This is a genomic window from Myxococcus sp. XM-1-1-1 (assembly GCF_020037095.1).
GTDB lineage: Bacteria > Myxococcota > Myxococcia > Myxococcales > Myxococcaceae > Myxococcus > Myxococcus fulvus.
This window is the reverse complement of sequence record NZ_JAIQDH010000007.1, coordinates 276,602-295,542: the sequence shown is the minus strand read 5'-3', so window position 1 is coordinate 295,542 and position 18,941 is coordinate 276,602. Positions and strand designations below refer to the sequence as shown.

Sequence of the window (18,941 nt, the reverse complement as noted above, 5' to 3'; positions counted from 1 at the left end):
GAACGCACGGGCACCCCGAACAATTCTCGTTTCAGCTTAATGGTCGCCCCTCCGGTCCGCCGCATCTCGGAAGGTAAGGCGCGCGCGCGGACGGGACATGTGGGACGCTTGGACGAAGCATCCAGGCAGACAGGCGAAACGCCGGGTCCGCCCTCGAAGTGACGAGGGGCCGACAGCGTCTTCAACGCACAGTGTGGGGCACTCGACGTCGCCCCTGGACGCGGGGGTGTTGACGGGCGGCCAACGCCTCCAGGAGCCCCTGTCGCCCGCCGAAGTGGTAGCGCGGGGCACCCCGGCCCGCGTGGGCGCGTCGGGCCACGGCCTCCAGCGTCAACGCCTGGGGGCCCTCCTCGCGCAGCAGGGATTCGGCGGCGCGCAAGAGGCGCTCACGCATTCCCTCGATTCTCGCGCGCGGTGGCGCGACGATGAAGTGGAACCAGGGCACCCCGAACATGACGCTCCCCCTTCCCTCGTTGGATGGGCGCTACGCCCCCCACCTAGCCCGCTTGCGCGCGTTTCCAACAGTGATGGCTCGTGATTCAGGACATCACCCCGGTGAATTCCCATGGACCCGGCCCGGCCCGGGTTCCAGCGCCGGGTGGGAGCGGGCGCGATGACGTCCGCGAAGCCCGCGCCTCGCGGCGGCAAGCCCGCTCGGCGTCGCGCGCGCAAGCGGCCTCCGGTGATGGCGGCCACGTCGGTGGTGTTGGACGGCTCCACGGGCGCTTCGCTGCAGACGCAGCTGGTGGAGGCGCTGCGCTCGGCCATCGTCTCGGGGCGGCTGGGGCCGGGCACGCGGCTGCTCTCCACGCGGGCGCTGGCGGAGCAGGTGGACGTGTCGCGCAACACGGTGCTCAACGCGTACTCGCGGCTCTTGTCGGAGGGCTATCTGCGCGGCCACCTGGGCTCGGGCACGTACGTGGCCAGCGAGCTGCCGGAGCGGCTGCAGTCCTCGCGGCGCGCCCGGCAGGAGGCGCCCGGGGCCCGGCACACGCCGGGAATCTCGCGCCGGGGCAGCGCGGTGGCGGGCCTTCCGGACGTGCGGCTCAGCGCGCCGGGCATCCCCGAGAGCCGCCTGGCCTTCCGCATGGGCACGCCCGCGGTGGACGCCTTCCCGAGCGACCTGTGGGGCCGGCTGCTGCACACGCGCTGGCGGCGCTCGTGGGGGGACCTGCTCAAGCGCGCGGACCCCGGAGGGCACCCGCCGCTGCGCCGCGCCGTCGCGGACTACCTGGCCACCTCGCGCGGGGTGCGGTGCGTGCCGGAGCAGGTCATCATCGTCAACGGAGCGCAGCAGGCGATGAGCCTGGCGGCGCAGGTGCTGCTGGACCCCGGTGACGCCGCGTGGGTGGAGGACCCGGGCTACTTCGCCAGCCGGGGCGCGCTCGTGGCCGCGGGCGCCACGCTGGTGCCCGTGCCGGTGGACGACGAGGGGCTGGACGTGGAGGCGGGCGCGCGGCTCTCGCCGCACGCGCGGCTGGCCATCGTCACGCCCGCGCACCAGTTCCCCCTGGGCGTGGCGATGAGCCCGGCGCGGCGGCGGGCGCTGCTGGCGTGGGCGGCGCGCTCGGATGCATGGATTGTCGAGGACGACTACGACAGCGAGTTCCGCTACGAGGGCCGGCCGCTGCCCGCGCTCCAGGGGCTGTCGCCGGACGCGCGCGTCATCTACATCGGCACGTTCAGCAAGGTGGTGTCCCCGGCGCTGCGGGTGGGCTACCTCGTCGTCCCGGAGTCGCTGGTGCGGGCCTTCTGCGCGGCGCGGCGGTTCATCGACACCCACACGCCCGTGGTGGAGCAGGCGGTGCTCGCGGACTTCCTCCACGAGGGCCACTTCAGCCGCCACGTGCGGCGCATGCGCGTGCTGTACGGGCGCAGGCAGCAGGCGCTGCTGGAGGCGGCCCGACGCGAGCTCTCCGGACGGCTGCGGCTTGAGCCCCTGCACACGGGCATGCACCTGGTGGGCTGGCTGCCAGCGGGCGTGGACGACGGGGTGGCCGCGGCGCGGGGCATCGAGGCCGGGGTGATGACACAGCCCCTGTCCGCCTTCCGCGTCGCGTCGCGGGGGCCCGGGGCGCTGCTGCTCGGCTATTCCTGCGTGCCCGAGGACCAGATTGAAGAAGGGGTCCGCCTGCTCGCGCGGGCCCTGCGCTGAAGTGGCTCCATCGACGGGTGCGCGAGTGGCCCTCGCGCCGTGGGCGCCGCCCGGTTACTTCACGCCCATCGACGAACGGACACGACGTCCCGCTCGCCACGGAGGAATCACCATGGAAGCGCAGCGTTTCGAAATCGCGAAGCTCGCCCCGGGCATCTACAGCGCGATGATGGGGCTGGAGAAGTACCTGCACCAGTGTGGCCTGGAGGCGGGCCTGCTGCACCTCATCAAGCTGCGCGCCTCGCAGCTCAATGGGTGCGCCTACTGCATCGACATGCACTGGAAGGACTTGCGCGCCCTCGGCGAGTCGGAGCAGCGGCTGTACGGGCTGGACGCCTGGGAGGAGAGCCCCTACTACACCGAGCGCGAGCGCGCGGCGCTGGCCTGGACGGAGGCGGTGACGAACCTGAAGGAGGGCCACGTGTCCCACGCCGTCTTCCAGGCGGTGAAGCCGCACTTCACGGACAAGGAGCTGGCGGACCTCACCGGCGCGGTGGCCACCATCAACGCCTGGAACCGCCTGGCCATCTCCGCCCGCACGCTGCCCGGCACGTACCAGGCGCCGAAGACCGCGCAGAAGGCGGGCTGAGCCGGAGGCCGTCGGGCGTGGGCGCCTCGTATCGACGCGGGCCTGGGTGACGCACTAACGTCCCCGGTCCATGGCCGAGACCCGAACCCAGTCGCCGCCCACCCACTTCACCGAAGCGGAGGCCGCGGACCTCATCCGCGAGGCGAGCACCCACGCCCTCAAGAGCCGCGCCCACGAGCGGAAGCTCACGCGCGAGGAGGTGCTCGCCATGGCGCGCGAGATGGGCTTGAGCGAGGCGTCCGTGGAGGCCGCGCTGGCGACCCGCGGGAAGAAGAACGAGGACCGCCTGAAGCTGCGCAAGGACTTGCTGGGGCTCGCCACGCACGGCCTCAGCTACACCATCGTCATCGGCGCGCTCACCCTCATCGACATCCTCTCCGGCCCCACCTGGTTCGTGGTCTGGCCCGCGATTGGCTGGGGCATCGGCCTGGCGTTCCACACCATGGGCGTGACGATGGGCATGGCCCGACGCGCACTGAACGTCCCGGAGGATGAGTAGCGCGCGAATGCGCGTGGGATGGACCTCGAGATAAGGCAGACTCAGCCTCGCTTTCCTAGAATTGGGTTGAAACCGAGCGAGGCCACCGTGTCGACCGAGCAGCTCCGGGTATCTCAGTCCATCTTGTTGATGATGAACGCGCAGGGGCAGATGACCGCCATCGGGTCCATGTCCCAGCCGCCGTTGACGCTCACCCCCGCGCAGTGGTGGTTGGTGGGCTCGCTGCAGGCGGCGCTCCCGAAGGAGGCGCTGCTGTCGAAGCCGAGCACCTTCTCGCGCGAGCAGCTCACCGAGGCGCTCGACACGCTCGTCGAGCACTCGCTGGTGGTGCCGGTGGAGGGCGCGGCGGTGGACAGCTCGCGCTACCTGATGGGGCCCGGGGGCTTCGCGGACATCACCGAGCACCACCGGATGCTCTACGACACGGTCCGCGTGCACGCGTACCGCTCGGCGCTGTTCCGGCACGCCAGGGACCAGGTCGTCCTGGACATCGGAACGGGGACGGGCGTGCTCGCGATTCTCGCCGCGAAGGCAGGGGCGCGGCATGTCTATGCCATCGACGAGTCCGCCATCGCGGAGGTGGCGCTGGAGATGTACGCCGAGAATGGCGTCGCGGACCGCATCACCCTGTTCCACGGCAACAGCCGGGACGTGGAGCTGCCCGAGCGCGCGAATGTGATTGTCCATGAGCTGCTCAACGTGGACCCGTTCGGGGAGAACCTGCTGCCCGCGATGCAGGACGCGACGCGGCGGTTCCTCGCGCCCGGAGGCCGGCTGATTCCGCATCGCATCGAGGCGATGTGCGTCGGCGTCCAGATGACCGAGCCGGTGAGCTCCGGTCAGCGCATGCTGCGCGAGGCGGAGAACCTCGACGACTTCTACGGCCTGTCCTTCCGCCCCGTGCTCCAGCGCCTGCGCGAGGCGTACGACGTGGCCGGACCGAACTTCGACCTGGGCGGGATGAACGTGCCGCCAGGCCCGCCGCAGACGCTGCTCACCAGGCCCTGCGTGCTGCGGGACGTGAGGCTCGACCAGGACTTGACGGAGGCGATGGACGAGGCGCCCGTCGAATCCGTGCTCGAGGCGAACGCGCCCGGCACCCTGGGCGGCGTGGCCCTCTACTTCCGCGCGCACATGGACGAGCACACCGTGCTGTCGACCTCCCCCACCGCGCCCGCGACGTGCTGGGGCTTCCTGGTGAAGGAGTTCCGGGAGCGGGTGCAGGTGAAGCCCGGGGACAAGGTGCGCATCCGCTCCAGCCTCCAGCGCTCACACGGACACCGCTTCAAGGTCGAGCTGGCCTGAGCGACCTCCAGGCCCTCGGGGCTCAAATCCCCGGGGGCGTGCGCGGCAGCTCCGTGCCGAACACCGCCTGGAGCAGGTCGACCAGGCCGGGCCACGCCTCCGCGCCCAGCCACAGGCCCTCCTCGACGTGCTCGACGCTCATGGCGAGTGACGCGTTCTCGAAGAGCTTCGCGGACAGCACGCCCTCCGGAGGCAGGCGGCCCTCCACCTGGAGCACCTGACCATCCCAGCGGAAACCCGGTGGCAACAGGCGCTCCGCCATGGCGCGCAGCGCGGAGCGGCCGGCCCCCGCGCGCAGCAGGCCCATCACCAGCGACGAGGCGCCGCGCGACTCCTCCAGCTCGACGCGGCCGGGCGTGCGCAGCCACAGCCGGTAGCGCCCCGAGGCGAACTCCACGCGCTCCAGCGTCGTCTCCACGCGCACCTTCCAGCCCTTCACGGACAGGCGGATGTCATAGAGCTCCGGGCGGGCCTCCCAGTGGCGCAGCTCCACGTTCTTCGCCTTGACCAGCAGCTGGCGCACCACCGTCTCCACGCGCACGTGGGACAGCCGCAGCCGCTTGCCGCCCACGTCCACCGCGACGTCTCCGGAGAGCGGGGACGGCAGGCGCTTCGCCCACTCCCGAGCGCCCTCCAAGAGCTTCATCGCCAACGACTGACCCGACATCCATGTCCTCCCGAGTGCGCGCGCAGCATGCACCGGATTCGCGTCGTGCGAAGGAAGCCCTCGGGTGCGAGGGCCTGTCACCCCGGAAGCTCAGGGGGCGAGCGGCGGGAAGCGTCCGGCCTCCCAGTCCGCCAGCCGCGCGCGGCCCTCGGCCACGCTGTCCACCACGAAGTTCCACCAGATGACCAGCGGGTCCGGCAGCGGCTCACCGCCCAGCACCACCGCCCGGCCGCCCCGCACCGAGTGCAGCGCCAGCGCGGCGCCGCCGTCCTCCAGGTGCGCGAGCACGCCCCGCTCCACCGTCGTCCCGCCCACGGCCACCTCCCCGTCCGCCACGTAGAGCGCGAGCGCGTGCGTGGGCTCCACGGGCAGCGACACCGAGGCGCCCGCCTCCAGCTCCACGTCCAGGTACGTCAGGGGATGGAAGGTGGGCACGGGGGACACGGCGTCCCCCAGCCGGCCGGCGAGCACGCGCACCCGGGCGCACTCGTGCTCGACGAGGGGCAGCTTGGAGGCGGGGACATGCTCGAAGGACGGCGTCGTGTGGCGGTGCTCGCGCGGCAGGGCGACCCAGGTCTGCAGGCCGTGCAGCGGGGCGGCGCCGGGGCTCGAGTCGACATCCTCGGCGTGGACGATGCCGCGTCCGGCGGTCATCCAGTTCACGTCCCCCGGGTGGATGTCCTGCACCGAGCCCACCGAGTCGCGGTGACGGATGGCGCCGGAGAACAGGTACGTCACCGTCTGGAGTCCCACGTGGGGATGGGGCGGCACGGACATGGTGCCCGGCGTGGCGGGGGCGGGGCCGAAGTGGTCGCAGAAGACGAAGGGGCCCACGCGCCGCAGCTCCACCCTGGGCAGGGCGCGCAGCACCCGCGACTCGCCCACCAGCTCCGTCGGCTTCGCGGTCCACAGGGCCGCGACGCCGCGCTCCACCGAAGGGTCCACGCGCGCCGCCACTGATGACTCCTTCCCCATGCTCGATTCTCCTGGCCGGGCGCCCCGTGTCGTGGAGCCCGGATGCCGGATGCTAGTATCACCCGGCCTTCTCCTCGCGCATCCCCCCGGACCCATGGCACGAGCCTCCGCCGCACTCCCGGTCGAACCGTCCCTCGCCCTGCCCAGGGCCTTCTGGAAGCGCTTCGCCCGCGAGCACTGGGACGTGGGGCCCACCCTCTTCCCCAGCCTGTTCCCCCGCCACTTTCCATCGCCCGCCGAAGTCTTCGAGGCGCTGGTGGACGTGGGCACGCGCTACCGCCAGGGCGAGGTGATGCTGCCGGTGCGCTTCTACGTGGAGCACGAGGCCACGGCGGAGGGACCGCCGGAGGTCTTCGCGGCCGTGGCGATGTCGCGCTACCTGCCCCTGGCGGAAGACGGCGACGTCGACGGGTACGCGCGGCGGATGGAGCACCTGCTCCACGGACGCAGGTTCGGGCTGGTGCTGAGCAACACGCAGAGCCACCACTGGAGCCACTGGCTCCAGATGCGCACCTTCCTGTCCGGCGTCCACGGCGCGCTCGGCGTGCCGCTGGGGGGCGCGGACTCCGCGCTGTTCCTGGGCAACTACCGACACACGCCCTTCGGCATCCACAAGGATGACCTGCACGTCTTCTACTTCGTCATCCGGGGACGTCGACGGATGAGCTTCTGGCCGCTGGAGGCGATGCGCTCCAGACCGGAGGTGGCGCCGCACGCGGACCCGGGGCTGAAGGACCGGCCACATGGCGTGGTGCTGCGCGACGCGGAGGACACGCGTCAGGTGATGGCGCAGGCGAGCTTCCTGGAGGCCGGCGCGGGCGACATCATGTACTGGCCCTCGTCGTACTGGCATCGCTCGGAGCCGAGCGAGGGCCTCACCATCGCCGCCTCGCTGGGCTTCAACTTCCGCGCGCCCATGTTCCTGGACCGCGCGCCCGAGCAGCCGTGGCCGCAGCGGCTGTCCCATGGAGAGCTGCCCCGGGTCGAGGGTTGGGCGCTGCCGAGGTCGGTGCGCGACGCGCTCGGCAAGCAGGGGCGCGGACAGGGCTTGCGCACGACGCGCAACACGCTCACCGAGGGCTGGGTGCGCTTCCTCACCAACGGCGCGCTGGATGGGCCGCCTCCGGAGGCGCGGGGGCTCTCGCCGCTCACGCCCGAGGACACGGTGGTGGGCAGCCCCGCGCGCCCCATCGTCACCGTGCCGCTGGAGGGCGGACAGGTGGTGGTGGCGGCCAATGGGTTTTCGCGGACGCTGCGCCCTTCGCCGGTGGCGCGGCGGCGGCTCGAGGCGCTGACGGAGACGCTGAGCTCCGGCAGGCCGGTGTCGGTGGGGACGTTGGAGGAGGACTTCTTCCGGCGACTGCCGCCGCGTGCGTTTCCTCGCGTGGGGGTGCGCTCGCTGCTGGATGAGCTGGCGCGGTGGCGCGCGGTGTGGCGCCACGAGCCCGTGCGTCGGCGCTGACGGCTCAGCCTCCCGGCGGAGGGAGGACCAGGGTGGGCGTGCCGCAGCCCTCCGCCGAGGGGAAGAAGGCCAGGTCCGAGCCCACGCCGCGCAGGGAGCGGAACGTCTCGAGCACGGGCAGCTCCAGCTCCAGCGGCTCCACGCGGTGCACGCGGCGGCCGTCGCGGACCTCCCAGCCTCCCGCGATGAGCGACACGATGCCGGGCGTGGGCATGGTGGAGAAGTTCTCCACGCGCGCCACCAGCTCCGTGTAGTCGGCGGGCAGGGTGTCCTCGCGCGGCAGGACGCAGAAGTTGAGGGCCGTGGGCGTCGCCGGGTGCACGAGGTCGCGGAGCCCTCGGCCTCCAGGTTCGACGCCGAGGCGCGCGGCCGTCTCCTCCGAGTGGAGGAAGCCCACGAGGCGCCCCTCGTCGACGAGGCGCAGGACGCGGGTGGGCCGGCCTTCGTCATCGAGCTGACGGCGCTGGAGGCCGCGCGGGTCCAGCGGGTCGTCCTCCACGGTCAGGATGGAGGGGAAGAGCTTGCGGCCCACGGCGCGCACGAGCGCGGGCGTCGCGGTGGCGATGTCTCCTCGCAACAGCCACGTGAGCCCCGCGACGAGCGGCGCCGCGACCAGGGGCCGCAGCACGAGCGGGAGCGCGCGGTCCGCTTGCTTCGCGGGTCCTTCGAGCGCGGCCACGGCGTCGGCCAGCCGGGCGCGGATGGGCTCGAGGTCGCCCTTCCCCTTCGAGGCCTCCCAAGAAAGGGGCACGGCGTCCACCACCGCGCCGCGAGAGGTCTCGCAGCGCAGGAAGGCGACCTCCTGATGGGTCCGACGGAACGCCTCGAAGCCGTCGCTTCGCACGGACAAGGCGCCCGTGCATTCCTGCTTCACCACCAGGGCCTGCACGACGACGCCGGGGGGCAGCACGTCCTTCACCATGCGTTCGGCGCACCGGTGGGCGCGAGAGAAGTCCGTCGCCCCGCGCCATGCGTCCGTGGGCAGCGGGGTTCCTGGCGACGGTGTCGTGGGGAAGACCCCGGTCGACCCCGTGCGAGCCTTCTCCTCCGCGGACAGCAACACCTGCTCCAGGGTCGCCCGGTCATGCACGCAATCGATGGCGGTGCCCACGGCCTCCCCGAGCCAGACCCGGGCCGAGACGGTGAGCGCACCACCGGAGCTGCTGGAGAAGGTCTTCGAGGCGACGTCGTAGTCCAGCGACAGGTTGTCGTACGACAGCAGGTAGAGCTCCACGCCCCGCCAGCCACGCTCGCGGCCCAGACGGTCCATCACCTCCCGCGCCAGGACACTCCAGTCCTGGGGCGACAGGCCGCCCGTGGAGACCAGGCTGGCGTCTTCCAACCTCACGTCCTCGTCATGCTCCGACATGCAGACTCCCGACTCGCATCGCTCGGCACATCCGAAACCTGACGACCTGCCCACCGTCATCACGGGATGAAGCCCATCATGAATCAACCAACGAGACCGAGACAGATGCATCACGGAAGTCCGCCACGGCCCTCGACCGGAGGCCCCGCGCACCACGAAGCACGCTCTCCGTGGAGATCGGCTCCCATCGGAGCCCACGGGACTGACCGAGCCAGTCTCATCGCGGGAACCTGGCTGGAGTCCATCGCCGTTCTCGACCCGACACCTTGCTCGCCACGAAGCGCGCGAGCGGCGGAGGCCGGCTCCTATCGGAGCCCGAGGGCCAGACCGAGACAGGCTCGTCGCAGAGACCTGTCCGAAGTCCGTCGCGGCATCAACCCGATGAACTGCTCACCGCGAAGCGCCCCGGCCTCAGGGGCTCGCAGGCTCCCATCAGAATCAGTCGGCGCGCGCCATCGCGCATGACCGAGGGCCCTCTCCCTGGGGCCGTCATGCCCTTCGGCCTGATGCCCGCCCACTGCGAAGCACCCTGTCGACACGGGCTGGCGGGCCTCATCGGAATCAATCGGTGCACCCAGACAGGCTCGAGGCCGAAGCCGCCCGGAGGTCATGCTCGACATCTTCGCGGCGCGTGCGCGTGGGTGGGGTCTCGGTCCAGCAGCGCGCAGCGTGATACAACCCGGAGGGACGCGTTCCCTCGCGCGCCCCCGACGCTGACACAAGGAGCCCTCGTCTTGGATTGGTTCGTGGAGCGGCGCGAAGTCTCCGACGTGCTCCACCTCCGCTCCGGCACACGGATTCTGCCCGCCACCTTCGAGCGTGGCGCCTGTGTCCGCAAAGGTCCCCCGAGCCACGGTGAATACACGTGGACGGAGTTGTCTCGTGGAACACCCGCTCCGGGGCTCCTCCCGTCCGAAGTGCTCGAACGGGCACGTGCGCCGCTCGCCGAGTCCTCCAGGCTCTCGGAGGGCGCCGCGCTCCGTGAGGACGTGGTGCGCCGGCTCGTGGACGTCGCACGCGCGGCCGGGGCGCTCCACCTCGAGGTGACGCTGCGTGAGGTGGACCGCTGGACGCTCCACGCTCAGCCCGAGCGGATGGTGGAGGACCACACGCGCCATGCCTTGCTGGAGGTGAAGGCGTTCCATGGCGAGGCCGGCGGTCCCCGGTTCGATGCGTGGCGCTGCGTCACGCATCCCGACGCCGCGCGCCTCCATGCCGCCCTGCCCTCGCTGGAAGCGTGGGTGGACACGCTGGTGCGTGAGCTCCGGGAGACGACTCCCGCCGTGCCGTGCCCCGACGATGCGCTGCCCGTGCTCTTCCCTCCGGGCGCGGCGTCCGCGTGCTTCTTCCATGAGGTCTGCGGCCATCCCCTGGAGGGCGATGTCGTCGCGCGCGGCGGCTCCTTCCTCGCGCGCAGACTGGGACAGCGCGTGGCCGAGCCCTTCGTCCACGTGTCCGACGACCCCACGGATGCGCAGGGTGCGCTCGGCTTCACGTGGGATGACGAGGGGCACGCCGCGCGCGCGGTGCCCCTGCTGCGTGGAGGCATCGTCACCTCGCCCATGCTGGATGCGCGCAGCGCCCGCGCGCTCGGCCTGGAGCCCAACGGTCATGGCCGGCGCGTGGACTTCCGTCACCCGCCCCTGCCACGCATGGCGCACACCCGCGTGGAGCCGCATGAAGGCGACCTGGCGTCCCTCCTCGCGGACGTGGGCCACGGGCTGCTCGTGCAGCACCTCACGCCGCGGCACATGAACCTCCTGTCGGGGGACTTCAGCTTCCACATCGTCGAGGCGCGCCTGGTGCGCGACGGGCGCGCGGGCCCTCGCGTGGGCCCCGGCGTCCTCTCCGGCAACGGGCTGACGGCGCTGGCCCACATCGATGCGGTGGGCGCCGACGCGCGCAACCTCTTCGCCACGCGAGGGTGCCGCAAGCTGGACCATGGCCCGCTGCCCGTGTCCTTCGGGCAGCCCTCGGTCCGCTTCCGCGAGCTGCGCGTGCGGCCCGGGACCTGAGCGGGGGCCCGAGGCGGGCACCTGCCGCCACGAGCTCGCTCCTCCAGCCGAGGACGCGAAACCTCGGGGCGAATGCTCGCGTGGCCTACCGCCATCCGGGCGCGCGCCTCATGGCCGCGGCATCCGAGCTAACCAGGCGGAGACCGGGTGCATCGAAGTCGGAGCGCGTGCTCTCGTGACGTACCGCCCCTACACACGAACCCTCACGACCGAAGCATCCCCACGAAACGAACCGAGGACGGCTCCTCGACATCGGAGCGCGTCCTCGTGTCACGACCCAAAGGCCTGGGGGCCCTCGTCGCTACTCCGCCGGCGGACCCTCGGGGTCGACAGGTTCCTCGGGCAGCTCCACGGGCGGAGGCGGGATGTAGCAGGTCCATGTGGGCTCCGGCTCCGGCGGCGGCGGGTCCTCGAGCCCACCACCGGGAGGCGGCTCCTCGCCCGGCGGCATCGGAATCTGCCCGAAGGCCCGGTACACGCTCACCTCACCCGGGCGCGGCTCCACGATGACCGGCGGAATCAGGTACGGCCGGGGCGGCGCCTCGGGGTCCGGCTCCGGCTCCGGCACGAAGGTGTCCACCAGGTTCACCGTCACCGGCTCCGTGGCGTTGGGCGGCAGCACCAGCGCGAAGTAGCCCAGGAAGCTCTCCGAGCCGGGCAGCACCATGAAGCCCATCGGCGACTGCCCCGGCAGCGGAGCCTCCTCCACGGGCGCCCAGTCGAGCGGGAAGAGCCGCCCCGCGGACGCCTCCGCGATGCTGGACACCGGCGTCTGGAACAGGTCCGCCAGGAAGCTCATGTCGTGCACGAACAGGAGCGCGACACCGCCCGTCTTCGTCGGGTCCAACAGGTCCGCGGGCGTCGTCGGCGTGCCCGCCTCCGTCATCGCCTGCGCCACCGCGTCCAGCGCGCCCGTGTTGCCCACGAGCACCGCGGCCTGGCCGTAGCACTGCGTGACGCTCGCCAGGATGGGCCGCACGTACGTCGTGGGGAAGTACGTCGTCGTCGGCATCGGGACGGGGAAGTCGGGGTTCGGCTCCACCGGCTCCTCGGGAGGCGTCGCGGACGCGAGATAGGCCGTCGTCTCACCCGACGGAGCCCCCACCACCGACCAGGTCCCTCCGAAGTCCGACGGCGCCGACACCAGCGCGCCGCCGCCCTCCGGTGACGACAGCGACACCTGCCCCCCCATGATGGCGGACAGGAAGGTGTACGGCCCCTCGAAGAGGCCGGGCAGCGCGTTGCCGGCCTCCTCCTCGGGCACCGTCATGAAGGCGACGAGGAACGCCTCCGGGTCGTAGAGCACGCCGGAGACGTTCGTCGTGCGCGCCGGCAGGTCGACGACGGGCGCGGTGTCCGGCGGGATGTTGACGGGCGCGTCGGAGCTGGAACACCCACCGGCGGCGGCGAAGAGCAGGAAGCTGGAGGCTAGGGAGCGGAGCTTCATCGCGGTCCTCGAAGGGCTCAGCGCGCCGGCAGCACGTGCTCGGCGGGAACCGTCGTCACGTGGCAGGCGTTGGCGCAGTTGCCAAAGGCGTTGGGGGGAGAGTTGAGCTCCTGGAACTGCAGGTCGAAGTACTCGGTGCCGTGCGTGCCCGGGTGGCAGCCCGCGCACGCGTTCATGCTCGGACGCAGCGTGCTCTCGCGCGTCAGGTGGCACAGGGTGCAGTCACCCTTGTTCTGCGCGTACTTCGGCGACGAGATGTGCAGCCGGTGGATGAAGTCCGACACGTGCCCCACCACGTCGTCGTGGTGACACACCTTGCACGTCTCCACGTGGTCCACCGAGACGCCGTGGTGCACGTTGCTCAGCGAGCCCACGCCGTTGTGGCACACCTGGCAGTTGCCGATGCGGCCCGGGTACGAGGTCGGCGCGGCCTGGCCCACCTGGAAGAAGAACGGGTCCAACCGGTTGAGCCGCTCACCCTCGTAGTTGCGGTGCCCCTTGAGCAGGATGGCGTAGGTGCCGGGCTTCGCGTCCGGAGGCAGCGGCACCGCGTAGCGCGTCGTCGGACGCACCGCCATGCCGCCCGCGACGGCCATGATGTCCGGCGGCACGTAGAACTGCGGCTCGCTCGCGGCCGGATAGGCGAAGTAGTCCTTGGGCACATAGTCCCCGTTGACCACCTTCAGGTTCTGCAGCGGACCCACGACCTTGAAGCCGGACTCGGACGCGCTGCTGTCACGCCACGTCAGCAGCATCTGCTCGTTGAAGTAGGCCAGGCCGTTGGAGCCCTCCCCCAGGTAGTCGAAGTAAGACGGCATGGAGTCGCGCGGGTGCAGGCCGTGGCCGTCGCCGTCCTGCAGCGACACCACGAAGTCCACCGTCTCACCGGCGTTGAAGAAGGTGCCGTTGGCGGGGCGCGACACCTGCACCTGCTGCTTGAGGCCGAAGCCGCACGGCGTGGGCACGTCCGTGGCCAGCCCGTCCGGCCCCAGCTGGTAGCACGTCGCGAGCCGCTCCGAGGAGGGCTGGAAGGTGACGGGGAAGAGGAACGGCTTGAGCGGCAGCTGGCTCCAGGTGAGGCGGATGACGCCCTCGCCCCGCAGGTCCGGCATGGTGAAGGACTTGAACGGGTTGGTGGAGTTGGCGAGCGACACCTTCACCGCCGTGGCGAACTCGAGCGCGTCGTAGTTCTCCGCCCGGCGCGGCGTCGGGTCTCCGGGGAACAGCGGGCGCTGCAGGCCCGTTACCGTGAAGCTGGCGCGGGTGCGGCCCGTGACGGCGCTCTCCGCGAGGAAGTCCCGGCGCGAGTACGTGATGCTGGTGCGCACGTTGCCGTCCGCGTCCAGCACCTCCAGGAGGAACGTGTCGTCCGTGGCCAGCATCCACGCGGCGTTCTCGTAGAAGGTCTCGCGCAGGAACGTCTTCGGCTCCAGGCGCTTCCACGCGTCGCGCCCCGAGGACAGGCCGGACCAGTCCAGGTCCTTGAAGAGCGACTCCATCCGCATCCACGCGGCCGGCGTGCGCCTGTCGTTGGGGTCCTCGAAGCGCGCCAGCTCCACGTCCATCGCGGAGAACTCGCGCAGGAAGTACAGCTCCCCCGGCGTGACGATCATCCGGGCGAAGGGCTCCACCGGCTCGAAGGGCTTCGTCTCCGAGGGGTAGCCGTTGTTCAGGTTGTAGCAGGTGGCGCCATAGTCCGGCAGGTTCAGGTCACCCTTCGTCACGGGCTCACCCGTGGGAAGCATGGCGCAGCCCTTGTACCAGAGCAGGGACAGCGAGATGGCCCCGGAGGCGGAGCTCGAGTACGGGTCGAACGCTCGCGCACCACGGCCACGCGTGCCTTCCACGTCGGACGTGTCGAGCAGGTTGCAGCCCGAGGCAACCGCCAGCACCAGGAGCATCAGGACGCACTTCTTGAAGGACAGGGTCATGAGATTCGAGTCCAGCGCGGCTCACCAGCGCAGGGCACGGTGACGTTCAGCGGAGGGCTAGGCGTGTATCCTACTTTCTCAGAAAGCGCCGCGCCAATTCATGGGCCCGTGGCGCGCTGCGTTGCCGTGCCCTGGGTCTTGAGGAAGCGGTACACGGCGCGAAGGTCCTCCTCCTTCATGGAGGAGAAGGCGCGCCAGGGCATGGACAGCTTGTTGACCTGGCCCTTCTTGCTGGGGGCGGGGGCCAGGTCCTTGAAGGCGGTGAAGCGGGCGACGAAGGCGTCCTCGCTCAGGTCCTTCAGGATGGGCCCCTCCGGGAGCAGGGACGGCACGGGCTCCTCGCCCAGGGGCGTGGGGGCGGCGCGGCCTCCGGCGAAGGGCCTGGGCTCCTCGTCCGCGCTGGCGTGGCAGAAGGCGCACTGGGCGATGGTGGCCAGGTAGCGGCCCCGGGAGACGTCGTCCTGGGCGGGCTCGGCCACGGGTCCGGGCAGGGGGCCGGCCAGGTCCTTGATGTCCGCGAGCACCTCGGGCGCGAGCTGGGAGGGAGGCGTGGGGAGGGCCACGGCGGGCACGGTGCGCAGCCACGCGACGACGGCCTTCGCGTCACCGTCGGACAGGGTGGCGCGCCACTCCATGTACGGCATCATCGGGAAGAGCGTGCGGTCGCCCTGGCCGTAGCCCTCGCGCAGGGTGCGCAGCAGCTGGGCGTCGGTCCACCTGCCCACGCCGTGCACCGGGTCGGAGGTGATGTTGGGCGCGCACAGCGTGCCGGGGAGGTCCCACTCCGGGCCGAAGCACACGCCGGCGAGCGGAGGACCCGACAGGGGTCCACCGAAGCGGCCCGTGTCGCGCCGCGTGTGACAGTCCACGCAGCCGAGCACCGACTCGCCCAGGTAGCGGCCCCGCTCCACGAGCGCGGCCTGGGCGGACACGGGCTTGGGGGCGGGAGGCGCGGCGGGCTTCGCCTCGACGACGGCGGGCGGCGGCGGCGGCTTGGGGGCCGCGTCCTTCTCCCGACAGCCGCTCACGGCGACCAGCAGCGCCACCACGGACACGCACCTCTCCCAGCTTCGGCCCCCGGCATTCACGTTCGAGCGACTCCTGTGGCTAGTCCAATGCGGGCGCGTCCGGAGGACGGCCCAGGCGCAGGGCCGCGAGGGCCCGGCGGTATTCGATGGGGAGCCGGTCCGCCTTCACGGGGACCTCTCCGGAGAAGTCCAGCGGGTGCGCGCGCGGGCGCTGCCCCTCCGCGACGCGGCGGTCCTGCTCCAGGATGGCCGACTCCGACTTCACGAACAGCTCCGCGAAGTTGCGGATCCTCGGGTGGTACGAGGCGAAGTAGAAGCACTGCATCTTCTCCTCCGACCAGGGCGAGGCCACCGCGTAGACGGTGTGCGGATAGAAGAGCGTGGGCTTGAAGGTGAGCCGCGCGGTGAAGGGGAACGTCACCTCGTACGTGAGCGTGGTGCGGTCCACCCGGGGTGGAGCGCTCCCCACCGCGGGCGCCAGCGCCGGGTAGACAATCTGCGCGCGCAGCCCGTCCGGCAGCTTCTCCACGTCATACGCCGGCACCTCGGGCTGCTCCGGATTGCCGAACGTGCCCTCATGAACGAACGATAGGTGAGCCACGTCCAGGACGATTTCCACCATGCGTCCGGCGGACGTGTCCCAGTCCAGGCGGGGCAGCGGCACCGTGGCCACCGTCGCGCTGTCGGCCAGCTCCGGCCACTCGGGCAGCGGCGCCGCGGGCTCGGGCGAAAGACAGACCCAGATGAGCCCATGCCGCTCCGCGGCAAGGTAGCTGCTCACCCGGGCCCGCTCGGGGACGGGCGTCTGGGGTTGAGAGGGAATGCGGACACACGAGCCGCTCTGGGCGTATGTCCATCCATGGAACGCGCAGCGAAGTCCCTGGGGTGTGACAGTCCCGGCGGAGAGGTCTGCTCCGCGGTGCGCGCAGTAGCGTTGGGTGGCCGCGACACCGGAGGCGGTGCGCCAGAGGACCAGCTCCGTCTCCAGGAGCCGGGCGGCCAGGGGGCCTTCCCGAAGCTCATGGGCGTACGCCACCGGATGCCAGTACGGGACGAAGGTGTCCCGGTACGAGCGGACCTCGCCAGCCGTGCTCATGCCAGGGCGAGCGGGGCGATCTTGCTTTCAATCTCCTCGAGGAGGAAGTCGATCTCCTCTATCTCATCGAGCTTCTCGGGAGCAGCTGACACCGCCTCGGGAGCCTCGGAGGGATTCGGAGTGGATACCGCGTTCGCCGCTGTTTCGGATGGGGACTGAACCGCCTCTTCCGACGCCATGTGGGTGGCCTCCACTACGCAGGGGGAGGTGGATGCTCGGAGGAAGAGCGGGGGAATGTCAACCCACCGTGGGTTTCCACGCGTGTCACAACACCACTAGACTGCGGCCCTCCATGCCCCCTGCCCCCTCTGTCGTGCGCATCGTGGCCATGTTGTGTCTGATTCATGGCACGGCTCACGCGGAGCCCTGGAAGAAAGCCAGACCGGGCGTCACGACCGAGGCGCAGCTGCGCATCCTGTTCGGCGAGCCCGACGCGAGACGCCGCGAGGACGGCGCGCTGGTGCTCGACTATCAGGGGCAGTCCTCGCCAGCGGGGACGCAGCGCGCGCGCTTCACCGTCGATACACGCACGCGCAAGCTGCGGCGCATCGATGTCTTCCCCACCCGCGCGCCCACGCGCGCCGCGGTGGAGAAACAATTCGGCCCCGCGTGTCCCAAGACGGGCTGGAGCAAGAAGCCCTGCTACGTGGTGAAGGCCACGGCGGACACCTCGCTGTATTTCCATTATCCGTCGCGGGGCCTCGCGGTGTTCTTCGCCGGTGGCGACGTGCGCGCGCTGACGTATCAGAAGCCCGTGCGAGGCAAGCTCGCGCTCACCGCGAGCGTGGAGCCGCCGCCGGAGCTGTCCTCCGCCGGCACCGTGGCCCCGGAGGAGGCAGGCGACACGGTGTCCGCCTCCGGCACCGCGTCCGAGGACGATACGGAGACGGCGGACGGCAACACGGTGGAGGCCTTCGCGGAGCCCGCCGCCGCCACGCAGCCCGCCGTGGCGAGCCTGGAGCTGGCGGTGCCCACCATCGAGGGCGAGACGGAGGCCCCGCGCCCCGCGCCGCCCATGGACGTGGACACGTCGCTGCGGCCGGTGGTGGTGGATGACGTGGCCGCGTCGGGCACGAGCGTCGCCTCCGCGGCGGGAGGTCCCACCGCGGGGCCCCAGCCGGTGACGGAGGACGCCGTCGAGGAGGACCCGCTGCACCCCTCCGCGTTCCTCAAGGTGCCCGAGCTGCTCACGGTGGGCGGCTTCTATCTGCAGCGCGCGGAGGTGGCCGGGGCCAGGCGCGCGAGCACGTCGGCCACGGGAGTGGACCCGTTCTTCCCGGCGCTCCTGGATGTGTACCTGGACTTCAAGCCGTTCGACGGGCTGCGCAGCTTCGCGGTGGGCCGCATGGCGTACGACCCGCTGGACCCGGTGCTCTCCACGCCCGCGACGAGCCTGGACCGGCTGTGGATCTACTTCGGCCTGTTCGACCACGTCTTCATCACCGCGGGGCGGCAGCACATCAAGTGGGGCAGCTCCAAAATCTGGAACACCACCGACTTCCTGCGCGCGCGCAACCCGGACCCGCTGTTCCTCTATGACTTGAGGCCGGGCGTGGACATGGTGAAGGTCAACGTGCCGTGGGAGGAGATGGCGGCCAACCTGTGGCTCATCGGCACGGCGGACCTGTTGGACGAGGTGACGGCGGACGGGGACCGCGTGCGCTACGGCGGCGCTGTGCGCGCGGAGATGGCGCTGGGCACCAGCGAGCTGGCGGTCTCGGGCTCGTTCATGGAGGGCCGGCGGCCCCGCTACGGCGTGGACTACTCGATTGGCCTGGGGCGGCTGGACTTCAACACCGAGATTGCCCTGGTGCACGGCGCGGACGTGGCCACGTGGGAGCGCTCGCGGGCGGGGGGCTTCCAGGTCCGGGCGCTCGACGGGCTCCAGGTGCAGGCCAGCGGCGGCGCGCAGGTGGAGCTGCGCGTGGCGGACACGTTCAAGACGGTGGTGCGGCTGGAGGGGTTCTACAACCAGCTGGGCAGCGACGACCGCGAGCTGCTGACGTGGGTGCAGGCGGTGGGTGACTTCCAGCCGCTCTACTTCGGCCGCTTCTACGGCATGGCGCAGGTGGCCGTCACCGCGCGCAACATCTACGAGCCCACGACGACGCTCACGGTGATGGGCAACGTGGGAGACCCGTCCTACGTGGCGCGCCTGGACATCAATGCCTCCCGGCTGCGCGACGTGACGGTCGCCGCCTACGTGGAAGTTCCTTTTGGAGAGCGCGGCGGCGAGTTCCGCTTCCAGCCCGACGCCAGCATCGCCCCCAGCGCGCCGGTGGACATGGGCCTGTTCCGCGCCGGCATCAACGTTCGACTCCGGCTCTGAGAGCACAGACTTCACGATGACCGCTCACGACGATTCCGCCCCGACCTCCCCCGGTCCGCACGGACGGAAGGCTC

16 protein-coding genes are annotated in these 18,941 nt (G+C 71.3%); 7 read left to right on the top strand and 9 right to left on the bottom strand.

Features of this window, described 5'->3' with window-relative positions:
• Window positions 1-181: 181 nt before the first annotated feature.
• Window positions 182-454: a helix-turn-helix domain-containing protein gene (locus K8640_RS16815; protein ID WP_223747934.1), complete on the bottom strand. Its 273-nt coding sequence runs from the start codon at window positions 452-454 to the stop codon at window positions 182-184.
• A gap of 111 nt (window positions 455-565) precedes the next feature.
• On the opposite strand from K8640_RS16815, the gene K8640_RS16810 reads away from it, so the two are divergent.
• The 4 genes from K8640_RS16810 (at window position 566) to K8640_RS16795 (ending at window position 4,548) form a co-directional block, all read left to right on the top strand.
• The gene (locus K8640_RS16810) at window positions 566-2,155 is read left to right on the top strand and encodes a PLP-dependent aminotransferase family protein (RefSeq protein WP_223747933.1); all 1,590 of its coding nucleotides are present in this window, start codon (window positions 566-568) and stop codon (window positions 2,153-2,155) included.
• Window positions 2,156-2,267: 112 nt separating this feature from the next.
• The gene (locus K8640_RS16805) at window positions 2,268-2,744 is read left to right on the top strand and encodes a carboxymuconolactone decarboxylase family protein (protein ID WP_223747932.1); all 477 of its coding nucleotides are present in this window, start codon (window positions 2,268-2,270) and stop codon (window positions 2,742-2,744) included.
• A gap of 70 nt (window positions 2,745-2,814) precedes the next feature.
• Window positions 2,815-3,243 (top strand): 2TM domain-containing protein, encoded by a 429-nt coding sequence (locus tag K8640_RS16800; RefSeq protein ID WP_141332409.1) that lies wholly within the window; start codon window positions 2,815-2,817, stop codon window positions 3,241-3,243.
• Window positions 3,244-3,330: 87 nt separating this feature from the next.
• Complete coding sequence (locus tag K8640_RS16795) at window positions 3,331-4,548, top strand: 50S ribosomal protein L11 methyltransferase (protein WP_223747931.1); 1,218 nt, start codon at window positions 3,331-3,333, stop codon at window positions 4,546-4,548.
• A gap of 22 nt (window positions 4,549-4,570) precedes the next feature.
• Here K8640_RS16795 and K8640_RS16790 read toward each other — a convergent pair whose 3' ends face one another.
• Both K8640_RS16790 and K8640_RS16785 read right to left on the bottom strand, forming a co-directional pair.
• Window positions 4,571-5,215: a hypothetical protein gene (locus K8640_RS16790; RefSeq protein WP_141332407.1), complete on the bottom strand. Its 645-nt coding sequence runs from the start codon at window positions 5,213-5,215 to the stop codon at window positions 4,571-4,573.
• 90 nt (window positions 5,216-5,305) lie between these two features.
• Window positions 5,306-6,190, bottom strand: a complete 885-nt coding sequence (locus K8640_RS16785; protein WP_223747930.1) for a pirin family protein — start codon at window positions 6,188-6,190, stop codon at window positions 5,306-5,308.
• Between the two features lie 94 nt (window positions 6,191-6,284).
• On the opposite strand from K8640_RS16785, the gene K8640_RS16780 reads away from it, so the two are divergent.
• The gene (locus K8640_RS16780; RefSeq protein ID WP_223747929.1) at window positions 6,285-7,652 is read left to right on the top strand and encodes a cupin-like domain-containing protein; all 1,368 of its coding nucleotides are present in this window, start codon (window positions 6,285-6,287) and stop codon (window positions 7,650-7,652) included.
• Window positions 7,653-7,656: 4 nt separating this feature from the next.
• Here the strand turns inward: K8640_RS16780 and K8640_RS16775 are convergent, their stop codons facing one another.
• Window positions 7,657-9,021 (bottom strand): metallopeptidase TldD-related protein, encoded by a 1,365-nt coding sequence (locus K8640_RS16775; RefSeq protein WP_223747928.1) that lies wholly within the window; start codon window positions 9,019-9,021, stop codon window positions 7,657-7,659.
• Window positions 9,022-9,755: 734 nt separating this feature from the next.
• Between K8640_RS16775 and K8640_RS16770 the strand changes: the two genes are divergently transcribed.
• Window positions 9,756-11,036 (top strand): TldD/PmbA family protein, encoded by a 1,281-nt coding sequence (locus tag K8640_RS16770; protein ID WP_223747927.1) that lies wholly within the window; start codon window positions 9,756-9,758, stop codon window positions 11,034-11,036.
• Window positions 11,037-11,337: 301 nt separating this feature from the next.
• On the opposite strand, the gene K8640_RS16765 is transcribed toward K8640_RS16770, so the two are convergent.
• From K8640_RS16765 to K8640_RS16745, 5 genes are all read right to left on the bottom strand, one after another.
• Window positions 11,338-12,483 (bottom strand): hypothetical protein, encoded by a 1,146-nt coding sequence (locus tag K8640_RS16765; RefSeq protein WP_223747926.1) that lies wholly within the window; start codon window positions 12,481-12,483, stop codon window positions 11,338-11,340.
• A 17-nt stretch (window positions 12,484-12,500) separates the two neighbouring features.
• Window positions 12,501-14,414 (bottom strand): hypothetical protein, encoded by a 1,914-nt coding sequence (locus K8640_RS16760; RefSeq protein ID WP_223747925.1) that lies wholly within the window; start codon window positions 14,412-14,414, stop codon window positions 12,501-12,503.
• Between the two features lie 98 nt (window positions 14,415-14,512).
• Entirely contained in the window at window positions 14,513-15,469 is a 957-nt protein-coding gene (locus tag K8640_RS16755) for a c-type cytochrome (protein WP_223747924.1), read from the bottom strand.
• Between the two features lie 52 nt (window positions 15,470-15,521).
• Window positions 15,522-16,538: an aromatic ring-hydroxylating dioxygenase subunit alpha gene (locus K8640_RS16750; protein WP_223747923.1), complete on the bottom strand. Its 1,017-nt coding sequence runs from the start codon at window positions 16,536-16,538 to the stop codon at window positions 15,522-15,524.
• Complete coding sequence (locus tag K8640_RS16745; protein WP_046711779.1) at window positions 16,535-16,717, bottom strand: Xan family putative trans-acting RiPP leader peptide; 183 nt, start codon at window positions 16,715-16,717, stop codon at window positions 16,535-16,537. The genes K8640_RS16750 and K8640_RS16745 overlap by 4 nt, the downstream gene beginning before the upstream one ends.
• Window positions 16,718-16,830: 113 nt before the next feature.
• On the opposite strand from K8640_RS16745, the gene K8640_RS16740 reads away from it, so the two are divergent.
• A complete protein-coding gene (locus K8640_RS16740; protein ID WP_223747922.1) occupies window positions 16,831-18,867 on the top strand; it encodes a hypothetical protein in 2,037 nt (678 codons plus the stop codon).
• Window positions 18,868-18,941: the final 74 nt, after the last annotated feature.